This window comes from Streptomyces sp. NPDC058000 (assembly GCF_042886435.1).
Classification (GTDB): Bacteria; Actinomycetota; Actinomycetes; order Streptomycetales; family Streptomycetaceae; genus Streptomyces.
Window position 1 is genome coordinate 1 of sequence record NZ_JBHVQS010000058.1, and the last position, 22,339, is coordinate 22,339.

Below are 22,339 nucleotides of genomic sequence, written 5' to 3' on the forward strand. Positions count from 1 at the left end.
GACGTAAAGCGAAGCAGTCCGACAACCCACCCCCGAGCCCCCGGCCCCGCCACCACGCACCATGCGGGCCCCGCCCCACACCCCTCTCCCGCCGAAGGCGGAAAGCAGAGGCCCCACGACGGGGCACCCGACAACGTGGGAAGCCACCCCGGAGGGCACGGCGGGGCACCCGACAACGTGGGAGGCCCGCCCCGGAAGGGGCTAGCCGGCCAGCATCAGGCCGATCCCCGCCACCATCAACCCCGCCGCCGCCAACCTCGGCAGCCCGAACCGCTCCTTGAAGAACAGCGTCCCGATGGCGGCCCCGACGATGATCGACGATTCGCGCAGCGCGGCGATGGGCGCCAGCGGTGCGCGGGTCTGCGCCCACAGCACCAGCCCGTACGCGAACACCGAGAGCAGTCCGCCGGCCAGCCCGCGCAGGGCGAACGGCCGGAGTTCCGCGCCGAGTCGGCCGCGCCGGGTGGCCAGTGCGTACGCCGGGATGACCAGCCCTTCGAGGATCATCAGCCAGGCGATGTAGCCCAGCGGGGTCCCCGAGGCACGGACGCCCAGGCCGTCGACGGTGGTGTAGGAGGCGATGGACAGGCCGGTGGCGAGCGCGGCCGCTATCGCCGGCCAGTGCGGGCGGGTGCCGGAGCCCCGGATGCCCCAGACCGCCAGCCCCACCAGTCCCGCGGAGGCCAGCGCGACCCCGGCCAGCGCCCAGCCGTTCGGCACCTCGTGCACGAAGACCGCGGCGAGGACGGTGACGACCAGCGGCGCGGTGCCCCGGGCGATCGGATACATCTGACCGAAATCGCCCAGTCGGAACGACTGCATCAGCAGCCCCTGGTAGACGATGTGCAGCACCGCGGAGCCCAGCAGGTACGGCCAGGCGGCGGCCGCCGGCAGCGGGGTGAAGCACGCCAGGACCGCGCCGCACAGCGCTCCGCCGCCGCCGACCAGGGTGAAGGCCAGCAACTGGTCGCGTATCCCGTGGGCGATGGCGTTCCAACTGGCGTGGGTGACGGCGGCCAGCAGCACGGCCGCCACGACCAGCGGCGTCACGAGGTCTGCTCGCGCAGGTCCACCAGCCGGGCTCCGGCGTGGGCCTCGGCGAAGCGGGGGTGGGCCTGGGTGGTGGTGGCGGTCGGAGGACTGTCGGTCGCGGAATCGCTCATGGCCCGCACGCTAGCGAAAGCTGTACGGGCCATGCGAACGAGATCCGGAGGCCGGACACCCCGGGCGAACGGGGTGCCCGGGTGCCTCAGTTGGCGGTGAGGATGGCGCGGACCAGCGGGCCGGCGTTGGTGCCGCCGTGGCCACTGGCCGGGACGACCGCGGCGGCCGCCAGGTCATCGCGGTAGGCGGCGAACCAGGCGTTGGGCTTGTCCTGGTTGTCGACCTCGGCGGAACCGGTCTTGGCGCCGATGTCGCCGCTGATGCCCTGCATCGCCTCGGCGGCCGTCCCGGAGGTCGCGGTCAGCTTCATCAGCGCCTTGAGGTTGGACGCGGTGTCCGGCTTCATGGTGCGGGCGGCCTTGGCGAACGTCCGGTTGTCCAGCGCCGCGGCGACGATGTACGGCTGGTGGAATCCGCCGGACTGGGCGGTGGCGGCGATCGAGGCGACGTTCAGCGGGTTCATCCGGACCCCGCCCTGGCCGATCAGCGAGGCCGCCATCTGGGCGTCGTGCATGACCGGGACGGTGCCGTCGAAGGTGGGGATGCCGGTCGCCCAGTTCAGGCCGATGCCGAAGATGTCCCGGGCCTCGTTGGTCAGGTCGTCGTCGCTGAGCTCCTTGTAGTGCCCGATGAAGGCGTTGTTGCAGGACGCGGCGAAGCTGTCCGCGAAGGTGCCGTCCGGGATCTGGGACTTGTTGAGGTTCTGGAACTTCCAGCCGCCGACCGTGACGTACTGGGGGCACGGGTTCTTCTTGTCCGGCGCGGTCAGGCCCTTGTCCATCAGCAGCGCGGAGGTGACGATCTTCATCGTCGAACCGGGCGCGTACGACCCCTGGGTGGCGACGTTGAAGCCGTCCGCGGGGGAGTTGGCGAGCGCCAGGATCTCCCCGGTGCTGGGCTTGACGGCCGCCGCGGACGCCGACTTCTTGCCCTTGACCGCGTTCTCGGCCGCGGTCTGGAGCTTGGCGTCCAGCGTCGTGTGGAGGGTGCCCGGGGTGCCCTTGGAGAGCACCTTCAGCGTCTTGTCGGGCTGCTGCTTGTTGCTGTCGGCGGTCTTGGCGCGGTGGATGTACAGCTCCGCGCCCGGCTTGCCGTCGGTCTTGCTGCCGTACTTGGTGCGCAGGCTGTCCAGCACCCCGGCCAGCGTCGGGTGGTCCTTCGCGGTCAGCTCGACGCCGTTGCGGTCCACCGCCTTGATCGGCGGCGCCTCGGCCTCCCCGGTGCGCAGTTCGTCGCCCTTGGCCAGGCCCGGGTAGAGCGCCGACGGCTGCCAGGCGACCTGCGGCTTCCCGGAGGTCTTGTCGCGCTGGAGGCTCACCGCGCTGCCGTACGAGAACGGGGTCTTGGCGGCCTTGTAGGCGATCTCGGTGGTGACCGTGTACGGCACCTTGTCGCCGGCCGGGGTGCCCGGCTTCAACGTCACCTTCGAGAACTTCGCCTGCTGCGCGAAGGACGTCAGGGCGGTGCGGGCGGCGTCCGGCGCGTCGGTCAGCGCGGCGGCCTTCGCGACGTCCCCGGACTGCCAGGCCGTCAGGAACGTCTGCGCAGTGGTGTTCACTTCCTTGGCGCTCAGCGGGCCGGTGGGCACCTTGGGGCCGCCGTCGCCCGATTTGGCATCCGCCGACCTGACCGCCTGCGGGGACCCGCTGTCCGAGCCGCCGAACAGCGTGAACCCGCCGACGACGCCCACCACCAGGGCCACTGACCCGCCGATCAGTCCGTACTTCACCTCGCGGCGCATGCCACCGATCCCCTCCCAGGAGCTTGATGCCTTGAGTACGCACCCAAGAACGCCCATCGCACTCTAAGGGACACGGGCACGCGGTGAGTCTCGATCCGGGCACGGTCCGGTGACACGCTGTCGAACTGCCGTGACAGGTTCGTCACATCCGGCCGTCCGGGGCGGGCTCAGACCCAGCTGTCGAACCACATCCGGTTGTGCCAGGCGCTCTTGGGAATCGGCAGACCCGTATAAAGCGGATAGAAGTAGATGAAATTCCACACGATCAGCAGAACCAGGACACCCGCGCCGACCGCGCCGACGGTGCGCCGCCGCTCACTGGCCCCCGGCGGCCCGATGATCGCGCCGATCATCATCGCCAGTGCCAGGCACAGGAACGGTACGAAGACCACCGCGTAGAAGAGGAAGATGGTCCGCTCCTGGTAGAGGAACCACGGCAGGTAGCCGGCCGCGACGCCGCAGGCGATCGCCCCGGCCCGCCAGTCCCGCCGGAACAGCCACCGCCACAGCACGTAGAGCAGCGCGAAGCAGGCCGCCCACCACAGCAGCGGGGTGCCCAGGGCCAGCACCTCGCGGGCGCAGCCCTCGGCGGCGGTGCAGCCGTCCTGCCCGGCCTTGGGGTCCTCGTAGAAGTACGAGACCGGGCGGCCCAGCACCAGCCAGCTCCACGGGTTGGACATGTAGGTGTGCGGGGTGGTCAGGCCGGTGTGGAAGGCGTAGACCTCGCTTTGGTAGTGCCACAGGCTGCGCAGCCAGTCCGGCAGCCAGGTGAAGGAGCCGTGCCGGCCCTCGGGGGAGGTGGCCCAGTCCCGGTAGTAGCCGCCCTTGGTGGCGATCCAGCCGGTCCAGGACGCCAGATATGTGGCGAGTGCGACCACGACCGTGGCGCCGAACGCGGGCAGCGCGTCGCGCCGCAGCACCGCCCGGAACGGGTGCCGGGCGCCGGCCGTGCGCCGCGCCCCCATGTCCCACAGCACCGACATCAGCGCGAACGCCGCCAGGAAGTACAGGCCGTTCCACTTCGTCGCCGCCGACAGGCCCAGGCACAGCCCGGCCGCGATCCGCCACGGCCGCCAGCCCAGCCGCAGCCGGTCGCCGACCTCCGCGTCCGGTCGGGCGACTCCGGCGGGGCCGGTGGGCAGCGCCGCCGCCAGCCGGGCCCGGGTGCGGTCCCGGTCCACCAGCAGGCAGCCGAAGCCGGCCAGCACCCAGAACATCACGATCAGGTCGAGCAGCGCGGTGCGGCTCATCACGAAGTGCAGACCGTCCACCGCCAGCAGTCCGCCGGCCAGGCAGCCCAGCGCCGTCGAGCGCAGGAGCCGCCGCCCGATCCGGCAGACCAGCAGCACCGACAGGGTGCCGAGGAGTGCGGTCATGAACCGCCAGCCGAAGGGGTTCATCCCGAACGCCCACTCGCCCAGCGCGATCAGCCACTTGCCCATCGGCGGATGGACGACGTACGAGTGCTCCGGCGAGAGCAGGATCTGCGGAGGATGGGCCAGCAGGGCGTCGTTGGCGTTCTTCGCCCAGGTGCCCTCGTAGCCGTACTGGAGCAGCGACCAGGCGTCCTTGGGGTAGTACGTCTCGTCGAATATCACCTTGTGCGGGCTGCCGAGGTTCCAGAACGTCAGCACGCCCGCGAACAGCGTCACCAGCAGCGGCCCGATCCAGCCCGACCAGCGCGCGAGCCGCAGCGCCAGGCCCGGCCCGGCGCCGAACAGCGCCCACACCCGCCCGTCCGGCTCGGGGAACGGCGCCACCAGTCGCGTACGGACGTCGGCCTCGGGGCGGCCGGCGTACCCGAACCGGCGCAGCCGCCGCTGCCACGCGGGGGGCCGGTCGGTCGGCTCCGGGGTGCGCAGGGCGGCCGTGTGCGTCGCGCTGGTGTCACTCGTCACCCGGCCCATCGTAGGGAAGCGGTCTGTGCGGCGGGGGCCTGCGGCGCCGGGCGGTGCCGCGCGTCACCGGCCCGGGCCCGGTCGGGCACCGGCGCGGGGCTGGGAGGATGGGGGTGTGACTGGAACGCTGGTACTTGCAGGGACGCCCATCGGCGACGTCGCGGACGCCCCGCCGCGACTCGCCGCCGAGTTGGCCGCCGCCGATGTGATCGCGGCCGAGGACACCCGGCGGCTGCGCCGGCTCACCCAGGCGCTGGACGTGCAGCCGACCGGCCGGGTCGTGTCGTACTTCGAGGGCAACGAGGCGGCCCGGACGCCCGAGCTGGCGGACGCGCTGTCCGGTGGGGCGCGGGTGCTGCTGGTCACCGACGCCGGGATGCCGTCGGTCTCCGACCCGGGCTACCGGCTGGTGGCCGCCGCCGTCGAGCGCGGCATCACGGTCACCGCCGTGCCCGGCCCGAGTGCGGTGCTCACCGCGCTCGCGGTGTCCGGGCTGCCGGTGGACCGGTTCTGCTTCGAGGGCTTCCTGCCCCGTAAGGCGGGGGAGCGGCTGGGCCGGCTCCGGGAGGTCGCCGGGGAGCGGCGCACCCTGGTCTACTTCGAGGCCCCGCACCGCCTGGACGACACCCTCGCCGCGATGGCCGAGGTCTTCGGCGCGGACCGCCGGGCCGCCGTCTGCCGGGAGCTGACCAAGACGTACGAGGAGGTCCGGCGCGGCGGTCTGGGCGAGCTGGCGGCGTGGGCCGCCGAGGGCGTCCGTGGGGAGATCACCGTGGTCGTCGAGGGCGCTCCGGAGGCCGGGCCGGCGGAGCTGGACGCCGCGGAGCTGGTGCGCCGGGTGCGGGTCCGCGAGGAGGCCGGGGAGCGCCGCAAGGAGGCGATCGCGGCGGTGGCGGCGGATGCCGGGCTGCCCAAGCGGGAGGTCTTCGACGCGGTCGTGGCGGCGAAGAACGCCGAGCGGGCTGCCGAGCGGGATGCCGGGCGGGATGCCGGGCGGGATGCGGCCGGGACGGCGTGACGACCCCGCCCGGGTGAGCGTCAAACCGCTCGGGAGAGCACAAAACCCCAGCCCAGAGCCATGAACCGACCTGTAAGAAGGTAAACGGCCGGCATCGAAGGTAAAGCGATCAGCCGCCTTGTGGTGCGTTTTTCCTACGACCTGCCAAATCTGGGCCAATAGGTAGCAGCTCAGCTGCGCTCCGGCCGCGAAAGGCGTTCCCTGGGAACCGGGACCTACCGTCCCCGGAGAGCTTGTCCAGCGGACAAGAGGAGCGCACATGAGCGACATCACGAAGACCACCGCCGGCATTCCTGGCGCGGCACCCGCGAGCCCCGTCCCGCCCCGCCCCCGACCGTCCGAGCCCGCCGCCCGCGAGGCTTACGCCTTCGCCTGCATGAGCTGCGGCCACGGCTGGGAGCAGGCTTACGAGATCGAGCACCAGGCGGATGCCAAGGGCGTCACGCACGCCGTCTACTACGCGGACGACGCACGCGTCCCGTCCCCCCTGACCCACCCCACGTGCCTCAACTGCGGCGGCCACGTCGTCCGCATCATGCGCTCCGGTCAGGTCTCGATGGTCTCCGACGCGATCGCGCACATGCACCAGCGCCCGCCCCACAAGAAGACCCCCCAGCAGAAGGGCACCGGCTCCCACGAGGACACCGGCAACGCCGCCGAACGCCAACGGCACCACTGGCACCTCTCCGACCTGCTGCACCCCTTCCAGCACCACCGCAAGTGAGGCACCGGCCGCGGTCCTCGTAGGATCGCGGCCATGGCCAAGCAGGACAACGACACCCCGCCGCCGCTGCCGGAACCGCTCCGGGTACCGGTCGCGGACTCGCACACCCATCTGGACATGCAGGACACCACCGTCGAGGCGGCGCTCGCCAAGGCCGCCTCCGTCGGGGTGACCACCCTCGTCCAGGTGGGCTGCGACCTGGCCGGCTCCCGCTGGGCCGCGGACACCGCCGCCGCCCACGACAGCGTGCACGCCGCCGTCGCTCTGCACCCCAACGAAGCACCGCGGATCGTGCTGGGCGACCCCGACGGTTGGTCGCGGCAGGGCGCCCGGGGCGCCGGAGGCGACGCCGCCCTCGATGACGCGCTCGCCGAGATCGACGCGCTCGCCGCCCGCCCCGAGGTCCGCGGCGTCGGCGAGACCGGCCTGGACTACTTCCGCACCGGCCCCGACGGCACCGCCGCCCAACAGCGCTCCTTCCGCGCCCACATCGAGATCGCCAAGCGGCACGACAAGGCCCTGGTCATCCACGACCGGGAGGCCCACGACGACGTGCTGCGCATCCTGCGCGAGGAGGGCGCACCCGACCGGGTCGTCTTCCACTGCTACTCCGGCGACGCCGCGATGGCCGAGATCTGCGCCGCGGCCGGCTACTTCATGTCCTTCGCCGGCAATGTCACCTTCAAGAACGCCCAGCCGCTGCGCGACGCCCTCGTCGTCGCCCCGCCCGAGCTGGTGCTCGTCGAGACCGACGCGCCCTTCCTCACCCCCGCGCCGTACCGCGGACGGGCCAACGCCCCCTATCTCATCCCGCACACCCTGCGCGCCATGGCCGAGATCAAGGGCATGACGGAGGACGCGCTGGCCTCGGCCGTAGCCGCCAACACCGCCCGCGCGTTCGACTACTGACGCCGTCGGGGCCCGTCCGGCCGCCCCGCGCCACCGCGGCGAGTTGGGCCCGCCGCCCGCACTCCGCTACATTCCGCGCTTGACCGGTTACCGGACGACACCCGTGGCAGGTGCAGCGTGAGTCCTTCACAGAGCGGCCACCGTGCCGGGCGCGGCCGCGGCCGCCGCCGGCGCACCGCCGACACCCCCCAACAACTGCGCCGGCTACTGCCCCGCGCCCTGGTCGTCGCGTTCCTCGCCGGCGGCACCACCGCCTTCGTCGCGCACGACAAGGCCGTCAAGCTCAGCGTCGACGGGGACCCCCGCACCCTGCACACCTTCGCCGACGACGTCGACGAGCTCCTCGCCGACCAGGACCTCGCCATCGGCGCCCACGACATCGTCGCCCCCACCTCCGGCACCGACCTCACCAGCGGCGACGAGATCGTGGTCCGCCACGGCCGACCGGTCATGCTCACCCTCGACGGACAGCGCCGCCAGGTATGGACCACCGCCGACACCGTCGCCGGCGCGCTGCACCAACTCGGCGTCCGCGCCGAGGGCGCCTACCTCTCCACCGCCCGCTCCCAGCACATCGGCCGGCACGGCCTGGAACTGCACGTCCGCACCGAACGCACCCTGGTCTTCGTCGCCGACGGCCGCGAGTACCGCATCCGCACCAACGCCGCCACCGTCCGCGAGGCCCTCGCCCAGGCCGGCCTGGCCCTGCGCGACCGCGACACCACCTCGGTACCGCCGGACAGCTTCCCCCGCGACGGCCAGACCGTCTCCGTCCTGCGGGTCACCGGCACCACGGAAGTCCGCGAGGAGACCGTCCCCTTCCGCACCGTCAAGCGGCCCGATCCGGCGCTGCCCCGCGGCACCGAGGTGGTGGTCCACCCCGGCGTCCCCGGCCTGCGGCGCGTCACCTACCGCCGCGAAACCGTCAACGGGGTCCACCGCAAACCCCACAAGCTTGCCGTCGAGACGGTCCGCGGGCCGAGCCCGCAGATCATCCACGTCGGCACCCAGGCGCTGCCCAGCTCCGTCCGCGGCGCCGACGGCCTCTCCTGGAGCGCGCTCGCCCAGTGCGAGGCCGGCGGCCGCCCGGACGCGGTCGACGCCTCGGGCACTTACGGCGGGCTCTACCAGTTCGACGTCGGCACCTGGCGCCGCCTCGGCGGCGCCGGCCGCCCCCAGGACGCCCCCTCCGAGGAACAGACCTTCCGGGCCAAGAAGCTCTACGTCACACGGGGCGCGAGCCCCTGGCCGGTTTGCGGCCGTAAGCTTCACGGGTGAGCGACCGCAAGACCACTGACGAAACCGGCCCGCTGCTGGGCCCCGCCGATGTCCGGGAACTGGCCGCTGCGCTGGGCGTACGCCCCACCAAACAGCGCGGCCAGAACTTCGTCATCGACGCCAACACCGTCCGCCGGATCGTCCGGACCGCGGGGGTCCGCCCCGACGACGTGGTCGTCGAGGTCGGCCCGGGCCTGGGCTCGCTGACCCTGGCGCTGCTGGAGGCCGCCGACCGGGTCACCGCCGTCGAGATCGACGACGTGCTCGCCGCGGCGCTGCCCGGCACCATCGCGGCCCGGCTCCCCGAGCGCGCCGACCGCTTCGCCCTCGTCCACCGCGACGCCCTGCACGTCACCGAACTCCCCGGCCCGGCGCCCACCGCCCTGGTCGCCAACCTCCCGTACAACGTCGCGGTCCCGGTCCTGCTCCACATGCTGGAGCAGTTCCCGACCATCGAACGGACCCTGGTCATGGTCCAGGCCGAGGTCGCCGACCGGCTCGCCGCCGGCCCCGGCAGCAAGGTCTACGGCGTCCCGTCGGTCAAGGCCAACTGGTACGCCGAGGTCAAGCGGGCCGGCTCGATCGGCCGCAACGTCTTCTGGCCCGCCCCCAACGTCGAATCCGGCCTGGTCTCCCTCGTCCGGCGCACCGAACCGCTGCCCTCCCGGGTCTCCCGCGAAGAGGTCTTCGCCGTCATCGACGGTGCCTTCGCCCAGCGCCGCAAGACGTTGCGGGCCGCCCTCGCCGGCTGGGCGGGCTCGGCGCAGGCCGCCGAAGCCGCCCTGGTCGGGGCTGGCGTCTCGCCGCAGGCGCGCGGCGAATCGCTGACGGTCGAGGAGTTCATCGCCATCGCCGAGAACAAGGTTCCGGTCGCCGAGGCCACGGACCAGGAGACCACCCGATGAGCCGCCCCGCCGCCCCCGGCGTCACCGTCCGCGTCCCCGCCAAGGTCAACGTCCAGCTCGCGGTCGGCGGCCGCCGTCCCGACGGCTTCCACGACCTCGCCAACGTCTTCCTGGCCGTCGGCCTGTACGACGAGGTCACCGCCACCCCCGCCGACACCCTGACGCTCACCTGCGCCGGCCCCGACGCCGACCAGGTCCCCCTCGACGACACCAACCTCGCCGCCCGCGCCGCCCGCGCCCTGGCCGCCCGCCACGGCCTGGACCCCCAGGTCCACCTGCACATCGCCAAGGACATCCCGGTCGCCGGCGGTATGGCCGGCGGCAGCGCGGACGCCGCCGGCGCCCTGCTGGCCTGCGACGCCCTGTGGGGGACCGCCACCCCGCAGGACGAACTCCTCGCGATCTGCGCCGAGTTGGGCAGCGATGTCCCGTTCAGCCTGGTCGGCGGCGCGGCCCTCGGCCGGGGCCGCGGCGAGCTGCTGGAGCCGCTGCCCGTCGGCGGCACCTTCCACTGGGTCTTCGCGGTCGCCGACGGCGGCCTGTCCACCCCCGCCGTCTACAAGGAGTGCGACCGCCTGCGCGACGCCTCCGGCACCGGCGCGACCACCGCCGACATCCCCGACCCGGAGCCGTCCCCGGCCCTCCTGGACGCCCTGCGCACCGGCGACCCGGCCGCCCTCGCCGCCGCCCTGAGCAACGACCTCCAGGCCGCCGCCCTCTCCCTCCGCCCCTCACTGGCCGCCACCCTCGCGGCCGGTACGGCGGCCGGGGCGTTGGCGGCGCTGGTCTCGGGCTCCGGTCCGACCACCGCGTTCCTGGTGGCCGACGCCGACCAGGCCGACCGGGTCGCCACAGCCCTGCGGGCCTCGGACACCTGCCGCACGGCCCGTACCACCGCCGGTCCGGCCCCCGGCGCGACGGTCCTGCCCCACGGCTAGGGGCGACAACGAGGGCTCACGCGAAGCGCGGCAGGCCGTCCGTCGAGATCGTCCACTCGGCGACGGTGACGTCCTCCCCGTAGACGAAGTCCTTGCGGGTGGCGTAGCGGGGGCCGTCCGGCGTCGGGTGGATGTCCGTGAAGACGGCGCCAGTCCCGGTGCGGGGGTCGAAGATCGCGTAGATCGGAATGCCGATCAGGGGGTAGTCGCGAATCTTGCCCACCCAGTCGTTGTCAGGGTTGGACCGGGAGACGACCTCGATGGCGGCGATGAGCGTGCGGGGGTCGAAAGACCCCTGCACCTCCATGTCTGCTTCGGCGATCACCATCACGTCGGGGCGCCGCATGATGCCGTGGGACTCAGCCGCCACGTCCGGAGCCCCGGTGTGGGCCACGATGCCGTCGGGCATCGCCCTTTCCAGGTGGCGACTGACCCGGGCCACCGTCAGTTCGTGGCGCCCTACGGGAGACACCAGGTCGTGCACGATGCCCGCGCTGCTGATTTCCAGCTTGCCGGGGACGGAGTCCTGGATCCGCTCGACGGCGTTGTACATCGCTCGGTATCGAAGCGGGGTGCCTGTCTGGGTGTTCATGGCGGGGGAGTCTCCGTGTGGGTGGGGCGGCAGCCGCGACACAGCCCCGGTCGTGGCGCGCGGAAGGCGCGTTCGCAGCCGTCGCAGGTCTGGAGGGGGTCCGGGCGTGCGGGCGTCGGGGCGGCGGCCGGGAGGGGTGGGGGGAGCGACGCCGTGAGGCGGTGGGCGAGGAGGGCCGCCGGTTTGCGGAGGTCGCCCGGCAGGTCGGCCGCGAGGGTGCGGCGTACGGCGTCGGGCGGTGCCTCACGTTCGAGCCAGGTGGCCACGGCGGGGGTGAGGCGTGCCACGTCCGTCTCGGAGAGCAGTAGGCGCGGATCCTCGTGCCGCAGCTCCGCGAGGATGCGGTGGGCCGTGCGGGCACCAACTGGATCAGGTCGGCGCGGCGCGGGCAGCGGAGGGCGTTCCCGCGTCGGCCCCGGCCTCGGCTCCCGCTTCGGTCGCGGGGCGTGATCGGCGGGGCGGGATGCGGGACGGCTTGCAGGGCGGCCTACGGGGCGACTCACGGGACGTTGGGGCGCCGCCCCCGGCTGGTTGTACGACACCGTGCGCGTCACCACCCGGCCGCTCGGCAGCCGCTCCCGCGTGCGCTTCAGATACCCGGCCGCCTCCAGCTCCCGCAGGGCGGAGGCGATACGAGCCTCGCTCTCCGGGAAGCGGGCGGTCAGGCACTTGATGCCAATGCCCGCCCCGGTCGGCAACGACTGGATGTGCAGGGCGAGCCCGATCGCGACGAGCGTCAGCCCGCGGTGCTGGGCGAGGTGGTTGCCGACCACCGTGTAGCGGCTGGTGTGACGGGAGTTGACGTGCGTGACGCCGGACGAGGGAGTCGACGCGGGAACGCGGGACGCGGGGCGTGAGGGCGCGCTAGGGTTCTCAAGAGCCATCGGGAAGGTGCTTCTTCCTTGTTGGTCAGGCCCTCGTTCGGGATTGCCGTCCCGGCCGGGGGCCGAAGCATGTGTGCGGTCGTGTACTCGCGTACTCGTGCACTTGTCGCGGCGAGCATATGCCGCTCAACCCACCCCAATCACAACCGAGTTGGCATATGTCACCCGTGTGGGTGGCGGGGCGGTGGGGCGCGGGCGGCGTAAGGGTTCTGTCAGGGGCCCGTCATGATCGTCCTCGCTCCGCTGCTTCCCGTTACGGGGCCTCGTAGCGTCCTTTCAGTCGCCCGCGCTTCGAAATTCCGTGCGGGCGATGGTGACGACGTATCGACGGGGGAACGGCACATGGCAGCAGGGCATTTTCAGGCGCATCCGGACGGGTTACGGGCGCTCACCACGCGGGCCGGTTGAAGCAAGGACGCCTTCCGGACGAGGCGTGGCCGGCCTTTCGTAACCTCCATGAGATCGGCGCGAACGGGACCATCTACACCGGTGGCGGTGTTGTCGACGACACGATCAAACATCACCATCTGCCGAATGCGGGGTCCGCAGTTACGGACGAGGACGGCGCGGTGCGACTTCCCCGGGAAGAGCACGAGGGGAACCCTTTTGGATAGCGCGGAGTTCACCGGGCCGGCTTGTGGAGGGGATGCTGGCCGTGTGGCCTTTCAGCGGTAAGAAGCGGCAGGGAACGGGCCGTCGGAGGCGGCCGGCCGGAGAGCCCAATCCTCATCCGGTAAAGCCCTGGTGGTTCATGTGGGAGGAATGGGACGCCGCCCGTCCGGACTGGCGATTGTTGAGGAAATCCAAGGACCGGTTCGCCGCTAAAATGCCTCTTAGTGGCCAGCCGATGGCCGGATACCCCTGGTACGTCGCCGCCGGCGAGCTGCCCGATCCGGACGGCACCGGCGAGAGCGTCGAGGCGCTGCTCTGGCAGCTGAAGGACTCGATCCCCCGCGCCCGCTCCTCCATCGATCTCGTGTCGTCCGGGGTGGCCCTGACCTTTCCCAGGACGCTCCCCCCGTTCGGCTTCTACCCCAAGAGCGATCATTGGCAGGCGACTTCGTCGGATTTCTACTACACCACTCCCAAGCGTCTTCTGCGCGAGTACGACGCGCTTGCGGCGCTGGGGCCGGGGCACGGGACAACGAGAGTGCTGGTCGCCGACGACCGGGTCTTCTCCGCACTTGTCAGGCCGGAGGTACTCCAACGTCCCCAGCTGACCGGCAGGCACGTGCGCCTCAACGGTCACCACGCGGTCGCCTGGGCCAAAGGGTATGCCTCTCCCGAAATGCTCGAAGAGTGCGCCATGGAGCTGTACGAACTGGTCAACCTGCTTCCCCGCACCTGGGGGAGTGAGCATGTCGACCGCGTTCGCGCCCTCGTCGCGGCGGGTGGCCTGGAGGGCTTGGAGAAGTGGGTTTTCCGGTCCTTAAAGTCTTGACGTCGGGCCGGGCCGCGACCCGGCCCACCGGGTCGCGGAAACGCACGACCCGGTGCGTGCCCCTTCTGTGTGCATTGTGGCGGATCGCTCACGCGGCGGCGCCGCACGCGCGTAGCGTGCCGAGGAATCGCGTTGTACCGGGCAACCAGCAAGCAGCGGCGGTGAGTTATGTCCCCTCGCAAGGACGTCGATCCCTCAGTCAGTGTCCCGTGTTTCTACGGCGCCGAGATGCGTCACCTCCGGGAACAGGCCGGACTCACGCTCGAACAGTTAGCGGACGGCAGCTTTCGTGGCATCCCGCTGCTCAGTCGCATCGAGCGCGGCGAGTGCGGAATGCCGATGGACTTGGCCGTCCACATCGACAAGAAGCTCCACACGAACGGTTTCTTCGAGCGCCGTTGCGAGGCGGTGGCAAAGGCGCGCAGGGCCGGGCATGCGGAGTACTTCGCGGATGCGCTGGAGATGGAGCAGCGGGCGGAGATGATCGACGAGTGGGCGCCGATGCTCGTCCCCGGCTTGCTTCAGACGCCTGCGTATACGCGGGCGGTCGTACGGGCGGCGATGCCCCGAGCGACGGACGACGAGGTCGAGGAGAAGGTGACGGCTCGGATGTCCCGGGCGGAGATCTTCGATGCGGAGGCGCCGCCGAAGTTCTGGGTGATTCTGGACGAGTCATTGATCCGCCGCCGGTCCCTCCCGGACGAGCAGATGGCGGAGCAACTGGAGCACATCGCGAAGGTGGTCAGGGCCACCCACTCGATTCTGCAGATTCTCCCGGAAAGCGGTGGTCTCCATCCGCTCATGGCAGGCGAGATCCGCGTCATGACCTTCACTGACGCCCCTCCGGTCGTGTACGTCGAGAGTCTGCACAGCGGCCAACTCATCGACTATCCGCCGCTCGTGAAGCAGTACCGGGAGTCGTACGATCTGCTCAGGGCCGCCGCACTGTCGCCCGCGGCGTCTCTGTCCATGATCGAGACAGCGGCAGGGGACCTCCGAAATGGCAAGCAAGGCACTCGACTTGAGTAACGCTGCGTGGCGTAGGAGCAGCTACAGCAACGGCACCGGCGGTAACTGCGTCGAGGTAGCCGACGGCCTCCCCGGGATCGTCCCCGTCCGGGACAGCAAGGATCCGCACGGTCCGGCGCTGGTCTTTTCGGCCGCTGCCTGGTCCGCCTTCCTGGCGGACACGTCCGATCGTCGTCGCTGAGGCGAGGTGGGAGGGCGGAACCTGGTGGGTTTCGCCCTCCGGGGTCAGGACGGGGTCTTCATGTAGTCGAGCTTGATGTCCAGGCAGGCCAGGTCTTCGTCGCCGGCGGTGTAGGCACGGAGCGCCACGGAGAACTTCGCCTGCGGGGTGGGACCGGGCAGCGGCGGCGTGAAGCGCAGTTCGATGTCGCCTTTGGGGATGGGGCTGGTGTGTGCCGGAGTGACCAGGGCGAAGGCCCCACCCTGACGTAGCTCTTCATGCAGGTCGTATCGCTTCTGGATGAGCTTGATCAGGCCGAGCTTGACCACGACGTCCACGTAGGCGCCCTCTTCGATCACCTCCTGGACGGTTCCCTTGAGGGTGATCACTGTCTGATTGCGTGTTTCCGGGGGGTCCGGGGACACCTCGACGCTTCGGATCTGTAGTGCGTCCGTCGAGAGCCCGCAATCCGTGTACGACCAACTTGTCATGAGCGGAGAGTAGCGGCTCGGATACGCATCCTGGGCGTTTCTGTGGGCGCGCCCGGCCGTGCGACTCTTGGGGGTGGTCGGATTGAGTGCGACGACGCGTCGCGCGGGCCGTAGCGAGGAGTGGAATGGCAGCCAACCTGGTCAATCTGGAAGCCGTCGACAAGGTGTACGGGACCCGTGCGCTGCTCGACGGTGTCTCCCTCGGTGTCAATGAGGGCGACCGGATCGGCGTCGTGGGTCGGAACGGCGACGGCAAGACCACGCTGATCCGGATCCTCGCCAAGCTGGAGACCGCCGACACCGGGCGGGTCACGCACGCCGGTGACCTGCGGTTGGGTGTGCTGACCCAGCACGATTCGCTGGATCCGGCCGCCACCATCCGGCACGAGGTGATCGGTGATCTCGCCGATCACGAGTGGGCGGGGAACGCCAAGATCCGGGACGTGCTGACCGGGCTGTTCGGGGATCTGCACATGCCGGGCTTCACCGCCGGGCTGGACACCGTCATCGGGCCGCTGTCGGGTGGTGAGCGGCGGCGGATCGCGCTGGCCAAGCTGCTGATCGCCGAGCAGGACCTGATCGTGCTGGACGAGCCGACCAACCACCTCGATGTGGAGGGGATCTCGTGGCTGGCCCGGCACCTGGCCGCCCGCCGGTCGGCGCTGGTGGTCGTCACCCACGACCGGTGGTTCCTGGACCAGGTGGCGACGCGGATGTGGGACGTGCAGCGCGGCGCGGTGCACGAGTACGAGGGCGGCTACTCGGACTACGTCTTCGCGCGGGCCGAGCGGGAGCGGATCGCCGCCACCGAGGAGGTCAAGCGGCAGAACCTGATGCGTAAGGAACTGGCGTGGCTGCGGCGCGGTGCGCCCGCCCGTACCAGTAAGCCGCGGTTCCGGATCGAGGCGGCCAACGAGCTCATCGCGGACGTGCCGCCGCCGCGGGACCAGAGTGAGCTGATGAAGTTCGCCAGCTCGCGGCTGGGGAAGACGGTCTTCGAGCTGGAGGGTGTCACGGTCCAGGCCGGGCCGAAGGTGCTGCTCAAGCACCTGACCTGGCAGCTCGGCCCCGGCGACCGGATCGGTCTGGTCGGCGTCAACGGCGCGGGCAAGACCTCGCTGCTGCGGACGTTGGAGGCGGCCGCCCGTAGCGGGGGCGAGCAGCAGCCGGCGGCCGGCAAGGTCGTGGTCGGCAAGACCGTGAAGCTGGCGTACCTCTCGCAGGAGGTTGTCGAACTCAACCCCGCACTGCGGGTGTTGGAGGCCGTTCAGCAGATCCGCGACCGGGTCGATCTCGGCAAGGGCCGGGAGATGACGGCGGGGCAGCTGTGCGAGAAGTTCGGCTTCACGAAGGAGAAGCAGTGGACGCCGGTGGGGGACCTGTCCGGTGGTGAGCGGCGGCGGTTGCAGATCCTGCGGCTGCTGATGGACGAGCCGAACGTCCTGTTCCTGGACGAGCCGACGAACGACCTCGACATCGAGACGCTGACGCAGCTGGAGGACCTGCTCGACGGCTGGCCCGGCTCGATGATCGTCATCAGCCACGACCGGTACTTCGTGGAGCGGACGACGGACCGGGTGTTCGCGCTGCTGGGTGACGCGGCGCTGCGGATGCTGCCGCGCGGTCTGGACGAGTACCTGGAGCGCCGCCAGAAGGTGATCGAGGCGGCGACGCCTGCGCCCGTCCAGGCGGCTGCCGCGGCCCCGAAGAAGCCGGCCGCCGTCAACCGCGCGGCGCAGAAGGAGCTCCAGCGGATCGAGCGGCAGCTGGACAAGGTCGGGGAGAAGGAGGCGAAGCTGCACGCGCAGATGGCCGAGCACGCCACCGACTTCGAGAAGATCGCCGGGCTCGACGCCGAACTGCGGGAACTGGCCGCGCAGCGCGAGGAGTTGGAGATGCGCTGGCTGGAGCTGGCCGAGGACGCGTGAGCCCGCCCCCGGCGGCCCTGCGGAGGGCCGCCGGACGGCCGTCCGGGTGTCCGGCGGCAGGGGCGGCTATCGGCCCCGATTGGTCTTGATTCCCGCGTTCCGGTGGTCTTCTCCACGCTAAGGGGCGCGCATCGGCAGCCGAGCGTGTACCTTCCCGGAACACACAGCGAGACGGGGCAGTCGGGGAGTTGAGGGGGTCCGCTCGATGGGCGTGCGGCTCATGGTGGTCGACGATCACCGTCTGCTCGCCGAGGCGCTCGCCTCGGCCCTGAAGCTGCGCGGACACCGGGTCCTGGCGGCCGCCGCGCCCAGTGCCGGGGCCGCGGACCTGGTGGTGAGCCGGGCGCCGGAGGTGTGCCTGCTGGGCACCGCGGGGCCCGCCGAGCCGGGGGCGTTCGACCCGGTCGTCCGGATCAAGAAGGAGCGGCCGCAGGTCGCGGTGGTGGTGCTCGGGCCGGTGCCCAGCCCGCGCGGGATCGCCGCCGCGTTCGCCGCCGGCGCCTCCGGCTACGTACGTAACGACGAGCGCATCGAGGGCGTCGAGCGGGCCATGATCAAGGCCCGGGCGGGCGAGGCGGCGGTCGCCCCGCAACTGCTCCAGCAGGCGTTCGAGGAGCTGCTGCACCCCGCCGCCCAGCCCGACGACGAGGGGGTGCGGCTGCTCCAACTGCTCACCCCGCGCGAGGTCGAGGTGCTGATCCGGGTCGCGGAGGGCGAGGACACCCGGGTGATCGCGGCGGGCATGGACATCGCGCCGAGCACCGCCCGCACCCACGTCCAGCGGGTGCTGATGAAGCTGGAGGTGGGCTCCCGGTTGGAGGCGGCCGCGCTGGCCGCCCGCACCGGTCTGCTGGAGCGGGTCCAGCGGGGTCAGTCCGCGTCCCCGCCGCGTCCCTCCTGAGGCTGCTGGGGTTCCTGGTGGTCCTGGAGTTCCGCCGTGGACGGCGGGACGGTGGGCCGTAGCTTCAGCCAGACCAGGAAGAACAGGCCGAGCGCGAGCATGCCCAGGCCCGTCCACAGGTTGATGTTGATGTCCTGGGCCTTCTTCAGGTCGGCGTCGGAGGCGGTGAGCCCGGCGATGGTGACGATCACGCCGTAGACGACGAACAGGCCGCCGATGATCCGGCGGATGTCGAAGAGTCGGGCGGCGGTGGCCGACTTGCGCTCCAACTCGCCGACTTCGTGTTGCAGTTCAGACATGGCGGGGTCTCCGGTCAGAGCGAGTAGGGCAGGTAGCACAGCGCGGCGAGGGCGAGGGCGCCCCAGCCGAGCAGCGCGGGCTTGCGGTACCAGGCGCCGTCGCCCTCGGCGGGCGGCTCTTCCAGGCCCGGTGCAGTGGTGCCGTAGACCAGCCCGGCCAGCTCGGCCTGCGGCTTGGGCTCGGTGAAGAGCGTGACGACGACCATGACCAGCGCGCCCGCGACGAAGCCGACGATCGCGGAGACGAAGTTGGCGCCCTGGTCGGTGGGGATGGCGATGATGCCCTGCTTGTAGATCCAGAAGTAGTTGACCATCGCGGCGGTGGTGCCGGCGAGCAGGCCCCAGACACCGGACTTCATCGACGCCCGCTTCCAGAACATGCCGATGATGAAGACCACGAACATCGGCACGTTGAAGAAGGAGAACAGGGTCTGGAGGTAGCCCATGATGTTGGAGAACGACGAGGCGATGAACGCGGTGCCGATCGAGGCCAGCACGCCGATCGCGGTGATCAGCCGGCCGAAGCGCAGGTAGTAGCCGTCGGGCCGGTCCGTCTTCACGTACTTGGCCCAGATGTCGTACGTGAACACGGTGTTGAAGGACGAGACGTTGGCGGCCATGCCGGCCATGAAGGCGGCGAGGAGGCCGGTGACGGCGATGCCCAGGACGCCGTTGGGCAGCAGTTCCTGCATGAGGTAGGGGATCGCGTCGTTGTACTGGAGGCCGCCGGGGGTGCCGATCTTCGGGACGAGGACGGCGGCGACCAGGCCCGGGATCATCACCAGGAAGACGATGAACATCTTCGGGAAGGCGGCGATGAGGGGGGTGCGCTGGGCGGCGGAGAGGTTCTTCGCGGACAGGGCGCGCTGCACCTCGGCGAAGTTGGTGGTCCAGTAGCCGAAGGAGAGTACGAAGCCCAGGCCGAGGATGATCGTCAGCCAGTTGGCGCCCAGCGGGTTGGCCTGGCCGATGCCCGTACCGCCCCAGGCCGTAAGGAAGTTGTCGCCGTGCGACGACGTGAGCGAGTGGCTCAGGCCGCCCCAGCCGCCGACCCGCTTGAGGCCGAGGATGACCAGCGGGATGAGCGCGGCGAGGATCACGAAGAACTGGAGCACTTCGTTGTAGATCGCCGAGGAGAGCCCGCCGATGGTGATGTACGCGAGGACGAAGAGCCCGGCGACGACGATGGCCACCCACTGCGGCCAGCCGAGCAGCGCCTCGACGACGATCGACAGGGCGTAGAGGTTCACGCCCGCGATCAGGACGGCGGCGAAGGCGAACAGCACCGAGCTGAGCAGGTGCGCGGACCTGTCGAAGCGCTGGAGCAGGAACTCCGGTACGGAGCGGACCTTCGAGCGGTAGTAGAAGGGCATCATGACCAGGCCGAGGAAGACCATGGCCGGGATGGCGCCGATCCAGTACCAGTGGACGACCGCGACGCCGTACTGCGCGCCGGTCGCCGCCATTCCGAGGATCTCGGTGGCGCCGAGGTTGGCGGCGACGAAGGCGAGGCCGGTGACCCAGGCGGGCAGTGACCGCCCGGAGAGGAAGAAGTCCAGGCTCGTCTTCACGCTGCGCCTGGCGGCGAAGCCGATGCCGAGGACGACGACGAAGTAGATGGCCAGGATCGTGTAGTCGAGCCCGTTGGTCGGGAGTCGTAGCCCGTCGGCCAGAGTGATCATGGTGGACTCTTTTCGGGGAGCACGGCGGTGTGCGCGAAGCGAACGCACAAAAACGTACGCACGCTCGACCGAAAACTGAATAGTTTTGTGCGTTTCAGTTGTTGGATCATGGGCGATGGTCGTCGTTCGTGCGGAGATTTATCCGTTATGGCCGTTATGGGTGCGCAAGTGGGGCGGCCTGGCTGTGCGTTGACGTCTTTGTTGGGTTGTGCTTCATTGTGTGTGTTTGTGTTTGGGTGGCGTGCCCGCCACGGTGAGGAGCTCCCGGTGAAGAAGACGACGACCCGGCTCGCGGACGGCCGGGAGCTGCTCTACTACGACGCGTCCGACGACACCGTCCGCACCGCCGTCGACCCCCGCCCCCTGGACCCGGTCGCCACCACCTCCGAGATCCGCACCGACCCCCTCCTCGGCGACGCCGTCGCCATCGCCTCGCACCGCCAGGGCCGCCCCTACCACCCCGCGGTCGACGCCTGCCCGCTGTGCCCCTCCCGCGCCGGCCGGCACACCGAGATCCCCGCCGACGGCTACGACGTCGTCGTCTTCGAGAACCGCTTCCCCTCCCTGGCCGGCGAGCACGGCCGCTGCGAAGTGGTCTGTTTCACCCCCGACCACGACGCCTCGTTCGCCGACCTCACCGAGGAACAGGCCGCCCTGGTCCTCGACGCCTGGACCGACCGCACCGCCGCGCTCTCCCAACTCCCCGGCGTGGCCCAGGTCTTCTGCTTCGAGAACCGCGGCGCCGAGATCGGCGTCACCCTCGGCCACCCGCACGGCCAGATCTACGGGTACCCCTTCGTCACCCCCCGCACCGAACGGATGCTGGCCTCCCTCGCCGCCCACCGCGAGACCACCGGCCGCAACCTCTTCGACGACGTCGTCGCCCGCGAACGCACCGACGGCCGCCGCATCGTCCTCGACGGCACCCACTGGGTCGCCTTCGTCCCCTACGCCGCCCACTGGCCCTACGAGGTGCACCTCTACCCCAAGCGGCGGGTCCCCGACCTGCTCGCCCTCGACGAGCCGGCCCGCACAGAATTCCCACAGATCTACCTGGAAGTCTTGCGACGGTTCGACCGGCTCTTCGGCCCGCAAGCGCCCCCGACGCCGTACATCTCCGCCTGGCACCAGGCGCCCGTACACGTCGCGGACCGTGCCGAGTTCGCGCTCCACCTTGAGCTTTTCACCGTCCGCAGGACTCCCGGCAAGCTGAAGTTCCTCGCGGGTTCCGAGTCCGGCATGAACGTGTTCATCAACGACGTGCCGCCGGAGGCTGCGGCCGACCGACTGCGAGAGGTAGCGAGCAAGCCATGAGCAATTACCTGGTGACCGGCGGGGCGGGCTACGTGGGCAGCGTGGTGGCCCAGCACCTGCTGGAGGCCGGCCACACCGTCACGGTCCTCGACAACCTCTCCACCGGCTTCCGTGAGGCCGTGCCCGCCGGGGCGGCGTTCATCGAGGGCGACCTCCGCGATGCGCACCAGTGGCTGGACGCTTCGTACGACGCGGTCCTGCACTTCGCGGCGTTCTCGCAGGTCGGCGAGTCCGTCCAGCAGCCGGAGAAGTACTGGACCAACAACGTCGGCGGCACCATGGAACTGCTCGCCGCGATGCGCACGGCGGGCGTGCGCACGCTCGTCTTCTCCTCCACCGCCGCCACCTACGGCGAACCGGTCAACACCCCCATCACCGAGACCGACCCGACCGCCCCCACCTCCCCCTACGGCGCGACCAAACTCGCCGTCGACCACATGATCACCGGCGAGGCGGCCGCGCACGGCCTGGCCGCGGTGTCGCTGCGCTACTTCAACGTCGCCGGCGCGTACGGCAAGTACGGCGAACGCCACGACCCCGAGTCGCACCTGATCCCGCTCGTCCTCCAGGTCGCCCAGGGCCGACGCGACGCCATCTCCGTCTACGGCGACGACTACCCGACCCCCGACGGCACCTGCGTCCGCGACTACCTCCACGTCGCGGACCTGGCCGAGGCCCATCTGCTGGCCCTGGCCGCCGCCCGCCCCGGCGAACACCTCATCTGCAACCTCGGCAACGGCAACGGCTTCTCCGTCCGCGAGGTCATCGAGACCGTCCGCAAGGTCACCGGCCACCCCATCCCCGAGGTGACCGCCCCGCGCCGCGACGGCGACCCCGCCGTCCTGGTCGCCTCCGCACGCACCGCCGCCGACCGGCTCGGCTGGCGCCCCACCCGCACCGACCTGGCCGGCATCGTCGCCGACGCCTGGGCGTTCACCCGGGCCACCACCGGCCCGGAGAACCCCGGCCCGTCCGGCGTTTGAGACCGGGCCCGGCAATTTCCCACCCGTCCGGCGCCCCGGACCGGGGGCCGGGGCGGAGCC

The 22,339-nt window shown here is 71.1% G+C and carries 21 protein-coding genes; 13 read left to right on the forward strand and 8 right to left on the reverse strand.

Going from position 1 to position 22,339, the window contains the following annotated elements; translation table 11 throughout:
• Positions 1-201: 201 nt before the first annotated feature.
• The 3 genes from ACFVT2_RS35140 to ACFVT2_RS35150 all read right to left on the reverse strand — a co-directional run bounded on the left by ACFVT2_RS35140 (position 202) and on the right by ACFVT2_RS35150 (position 4,812).
• Entirely contained in the window at positions 202-1,050 is an 849-nt protein-coding gene (locus ACFVT2_RS35140) for an EamA family transporter (RefSeq protein WP_390024693.1), read from the reverse strand.
• A gap of 199 nt (positions 1,051-1,249) precedes the next feature.
• Positions 1,250-2,905 carry a penicillin-binding transpeptidase domain-containing protein gene (locus tag ACFVT2_RS35145; protein WP_390024695.1) on the reverse strand — a complete coding sequence of 552 codons (1,656 nt, stop codon included), beginning with the start codon at positions 2,903-2,905 and terminating at the stop codon, positions 1,250-1,252.
• 167 nt (positions 2,906-3,072) lie between these two features.
• Positions 3,073-4,812, reverse strand: coding sequence for a dolichyl-phosphate-mannose--protein mannosyltransferase (locus ACFVT2_RS35150; protein WP_390024697.1), 1,740 nt, complete (start codon positions 4,810-4,812; stop codon positions 3,073-3,075).
• A gap of 106 nt (positions 4,813-4,918) precedes the next feature.
• On the opposite strand from ACFVT2_RS35150, the gene rsmI reads away from it, so the two are divergent.
• From rsmI to ACFVT2_RS35180, 6 genes are all read left to right on the forward strand, one after another.
• A complete protein-coding gene (rsmI, locus tag ACFVT2_RS35155) occupies positions 4,919-5,821 on the forward strand; it encodes a 16S rRNA (cytidine(1402)-2'-O)-methyltransferase (protein WP_390024699.1) in 903 nt (300 codons plus the stop codon).
• 259 nt (positions 5,822-6,080) lie between these two features.
• The gene (locus ACFVT2_RS35160; RefSeq protein WP_390024701.1) at positions 6,081-6,545 is read left to right on the forward strand and encodes a hypothetical protein; all 465 of its coding nucleotides are present in this window, start codon (positions 6,081-6,083) and stop codon (positions 6,543-6,545) included.
• 33 nt (positions 6,546-6,578) lie between these two features.
• Positions 6,579-7,454, forward strand: a complete 876-nt coding sequence (locus tag ACFVT2_RS35165) for a TatD family hydrolase (protein WP_390024703.1) — start codon at positions 6,579-6,581, stop codon at positions 7,452-7,454.
• A 117-nt stretch (positions 7,455-7,571) separates the two neighbouring features.
• Positions 7,572-8,732, forward strand: coding sequence for a ubiquitin-like domain-containing protein (locus tag ACFVT2_RS35170; RefSeq protein ID WP_390024705.1), 1,161 nt, complete (start codon positions 7,572-7,574; stop codon positions 8,730-8,732).
• Positions 8,729-9,637, forward strand: coding sequence for a 16S rRNA (adenine(1518)-N(6)/adenine(1519)-N(6))-dimethyltransferase RsmA (gene rsmA, locus ACFVT2_RS35175; protein ID WP_390024707.1), 909 nt, complete (start codon positions 8,729-8,731; stop codon positions 9,635-9,637). The genes ACFVT2_RS35170 and rsmA overlap by 4 nt, the downstream gene beginning before the upstream one ends.
• Positions 9,634-10,575, forward strand: a complete 942-nt coding sequence (locus tag ACFVT2_RS35180; protein WP_390024709.1) for a 4-(cytidine 5'-diphospho)-2-C-methyl-D-erythritol kinase — start codon at positions 9,634-9,636, stop codon at positions 10,573-10,575. The genes rsmA and ACFVT2_RS35180 overlap by 4 nt, the downstream gene beginning before the upstream one ends.
• A gap of 16 nt (positions 10,576-10,591) precedes the next feature.
• On the opposite strand, the gene ACFVT2_RS35185 is transcribed toward ACFVT2_RS35180, so the two are convergent.
• Positions 10,592-11,167, reverse strand: coding sequence for a Uma2 family endonuclease (locus ACFVT2_RS35185; RefSeq protein ID WP_390024711.1), 576 nt, complete (start codon positions 11,165-11,167; stop codon positions 10,592-10,594).
• Positions 11,164-12,051 carry a helix-turn-helix domain-containing protein gene (locus tag ACFVT2_RS35190; RefSeq protein WP_390024713.1) on the reverse strand — a complete coding sequence of 296 codons (888 nt, stop codon included), beginning with the start codon at positions 12,049-12,051 and terminating at the stop codon, positions 11,164-11,166. Before ACFVT2_RS35190 ends, ACFVT2_RS35185 begins: the two co-directional genes overlap by 4 nt.
• Positions 12,052-12,697: 646 nt before the next feature.
• On the opposite strand from ACFVT2_RS35190, the gene ACFVT2_RS35195 reads away from it, so the two are divergent.
• The 3 genes from ACFVT2_RS35195 (at position 12,698) to ACFVT2_RS35205 (ending at position 14,702) form a co-directional block, all read left to right on the forward strand.
• Complete coding sequence (locus tag ACFVT2_RS35195) at positions 12,698-13,492, forward strand: hypothetical protein (RefSeq protein ID WP_390024715.1); 795 nt, start codon at positions 12,698-12,700, stop codon at positions 13,490-13,492.
• A gap of 168 nt (positions 13,493-13,660) precedes the next feature.
• Positions 13,661-14,521 (forward strand): helix-turn-helix domain-containing protein, encoded by an 861-nt coding sequence (locus tag ACFVT2_RS35200; RefSeq protein ID WP_390024717.1) that lies wholly within the window; start codon positions 13,661-13,663, stop codon positions 14,519-14,521.
• Complete coding sequence (locus ACFVT2_RS35205; RefSeq protein WP_390024719.1) at positions 14,493-14,702, forward strand: DUF397 domain-containing protein; 210 nt, start codon at positions 14,493-14,495, stop codon at positions 14,700-14,702. The genes ACFVT2_RS35200 and ACFVT2_RS35205 overlap by 29 nt, the downstream gene beginning before the upstream one ends.
• A 44-nt stretch (positions 14,703-14,746) precedes the next feature.
• Here ACFVT2_RS35205 and ACFVT2_RS35210 read toward each other — a convergent pair whose 3' ends face one another.
• Complete coding sequence (locus ACFVT2_RS35210) at positions 14,747-15,172, reverse strand: ML domain-containing protein (RefSeq protein ID WP_390024721.1); 426 nt, start codon at positions 15,170-15,172, stop codon at positions 14,747-14,749.
• Between the two features lie 125 nt (positions 15,173-15,297).
• On the opposite strand from ACFVT2_RS35210, the gene ACFVT2_RS35215 reads away from it, so the two are divergent.
• A complete protein-coding gene (locus tag ACFVT2_RS35215) occupies positions 15,298-17,100 on the forward strand; it encodes an ABC-F family ATP-binding cassette domain-containing protein (protein WP_390024723.1) in 1,803 nt (600 codons plus the stop codon).
• Between the two features lie 205 nt (positions 17,101-17,305).
• Positions 17,306-18,001, forward strand: a complete 696-nt coding sequence (locus tag ACFVT2_RS35220) for a response regulator transcription factor (protein WP_390024725.1) — start codon at positions 17,306-17,308, stop codon at positions 17,999-18,001.
• Here ACFVT2_RS35220 and ACFVT2_RS35225 read toward each other — a convergent pair.
• Positions 17,971-18,300: a hypothetical protein gene (locus ACFVT2_RS35225; protein WP_390024727.1), complete on the reverse strand. Its 330-nt coding sequence runs from the start codon at positions 18,298-18,300 to the stop codon at positions 17,971-17,973. The genes ACFVT2_RS35220 and ACFVT2_RS35225 overlap by 31 nt on opposite strands.
• 14 nt (positions 18,301-18,314) lie before the next feature.
• The gene (locus ACFVT2_RS35230; protein WP_390024729.1) at positions 18,315-19,982 is read right to left on the reverse strand and encodes a sodium:solute symporter family protein; all 1,668 of its coding nucleotides are present in this window, start codon (positions 19,980-19,982) and stop codon (positions 18,315-18,317) included.
• 267 nt (positions 19,983-20,249) lie between these two features.
• Here ACFVT2_RS35230 and galT point away from each other — a divergent pair, with 267 nt between their 5' ends.
• Together galT and galE are read left to right on the forward strand one after the other, a co-directional pair.
• Positions 20,250-21,296 (forward strand): galactose-1-phosphate uridylyltransferase, encoded by a 1,047-nt coding sequence (gene galT, locus ACFVT2_RS35235; RefSeq protein ID WP_390024731.1) that lies wholly within the window; start codon positions 20,250-20,252, stop codon positions 21,294-21,296.
• Positions 21,293-22,279: a UDP-glucose 4-epimerase GalE gene (gene galE, locus ACFVT2_RS35240; RefSeq protein WP_390024733.1), complete on the forward strand. Its 987-nt coding sequence runs from the start codon at positions 21,293-21,295 to the stop codon at positions 22,277-22,279. The genes galT and galE overlap by 4 nt, the downstream gene beginning before the upstream one ends.
• The last annotated feature ends 60 nt before the right edge of the window (positions 22,280-22,339 follow it).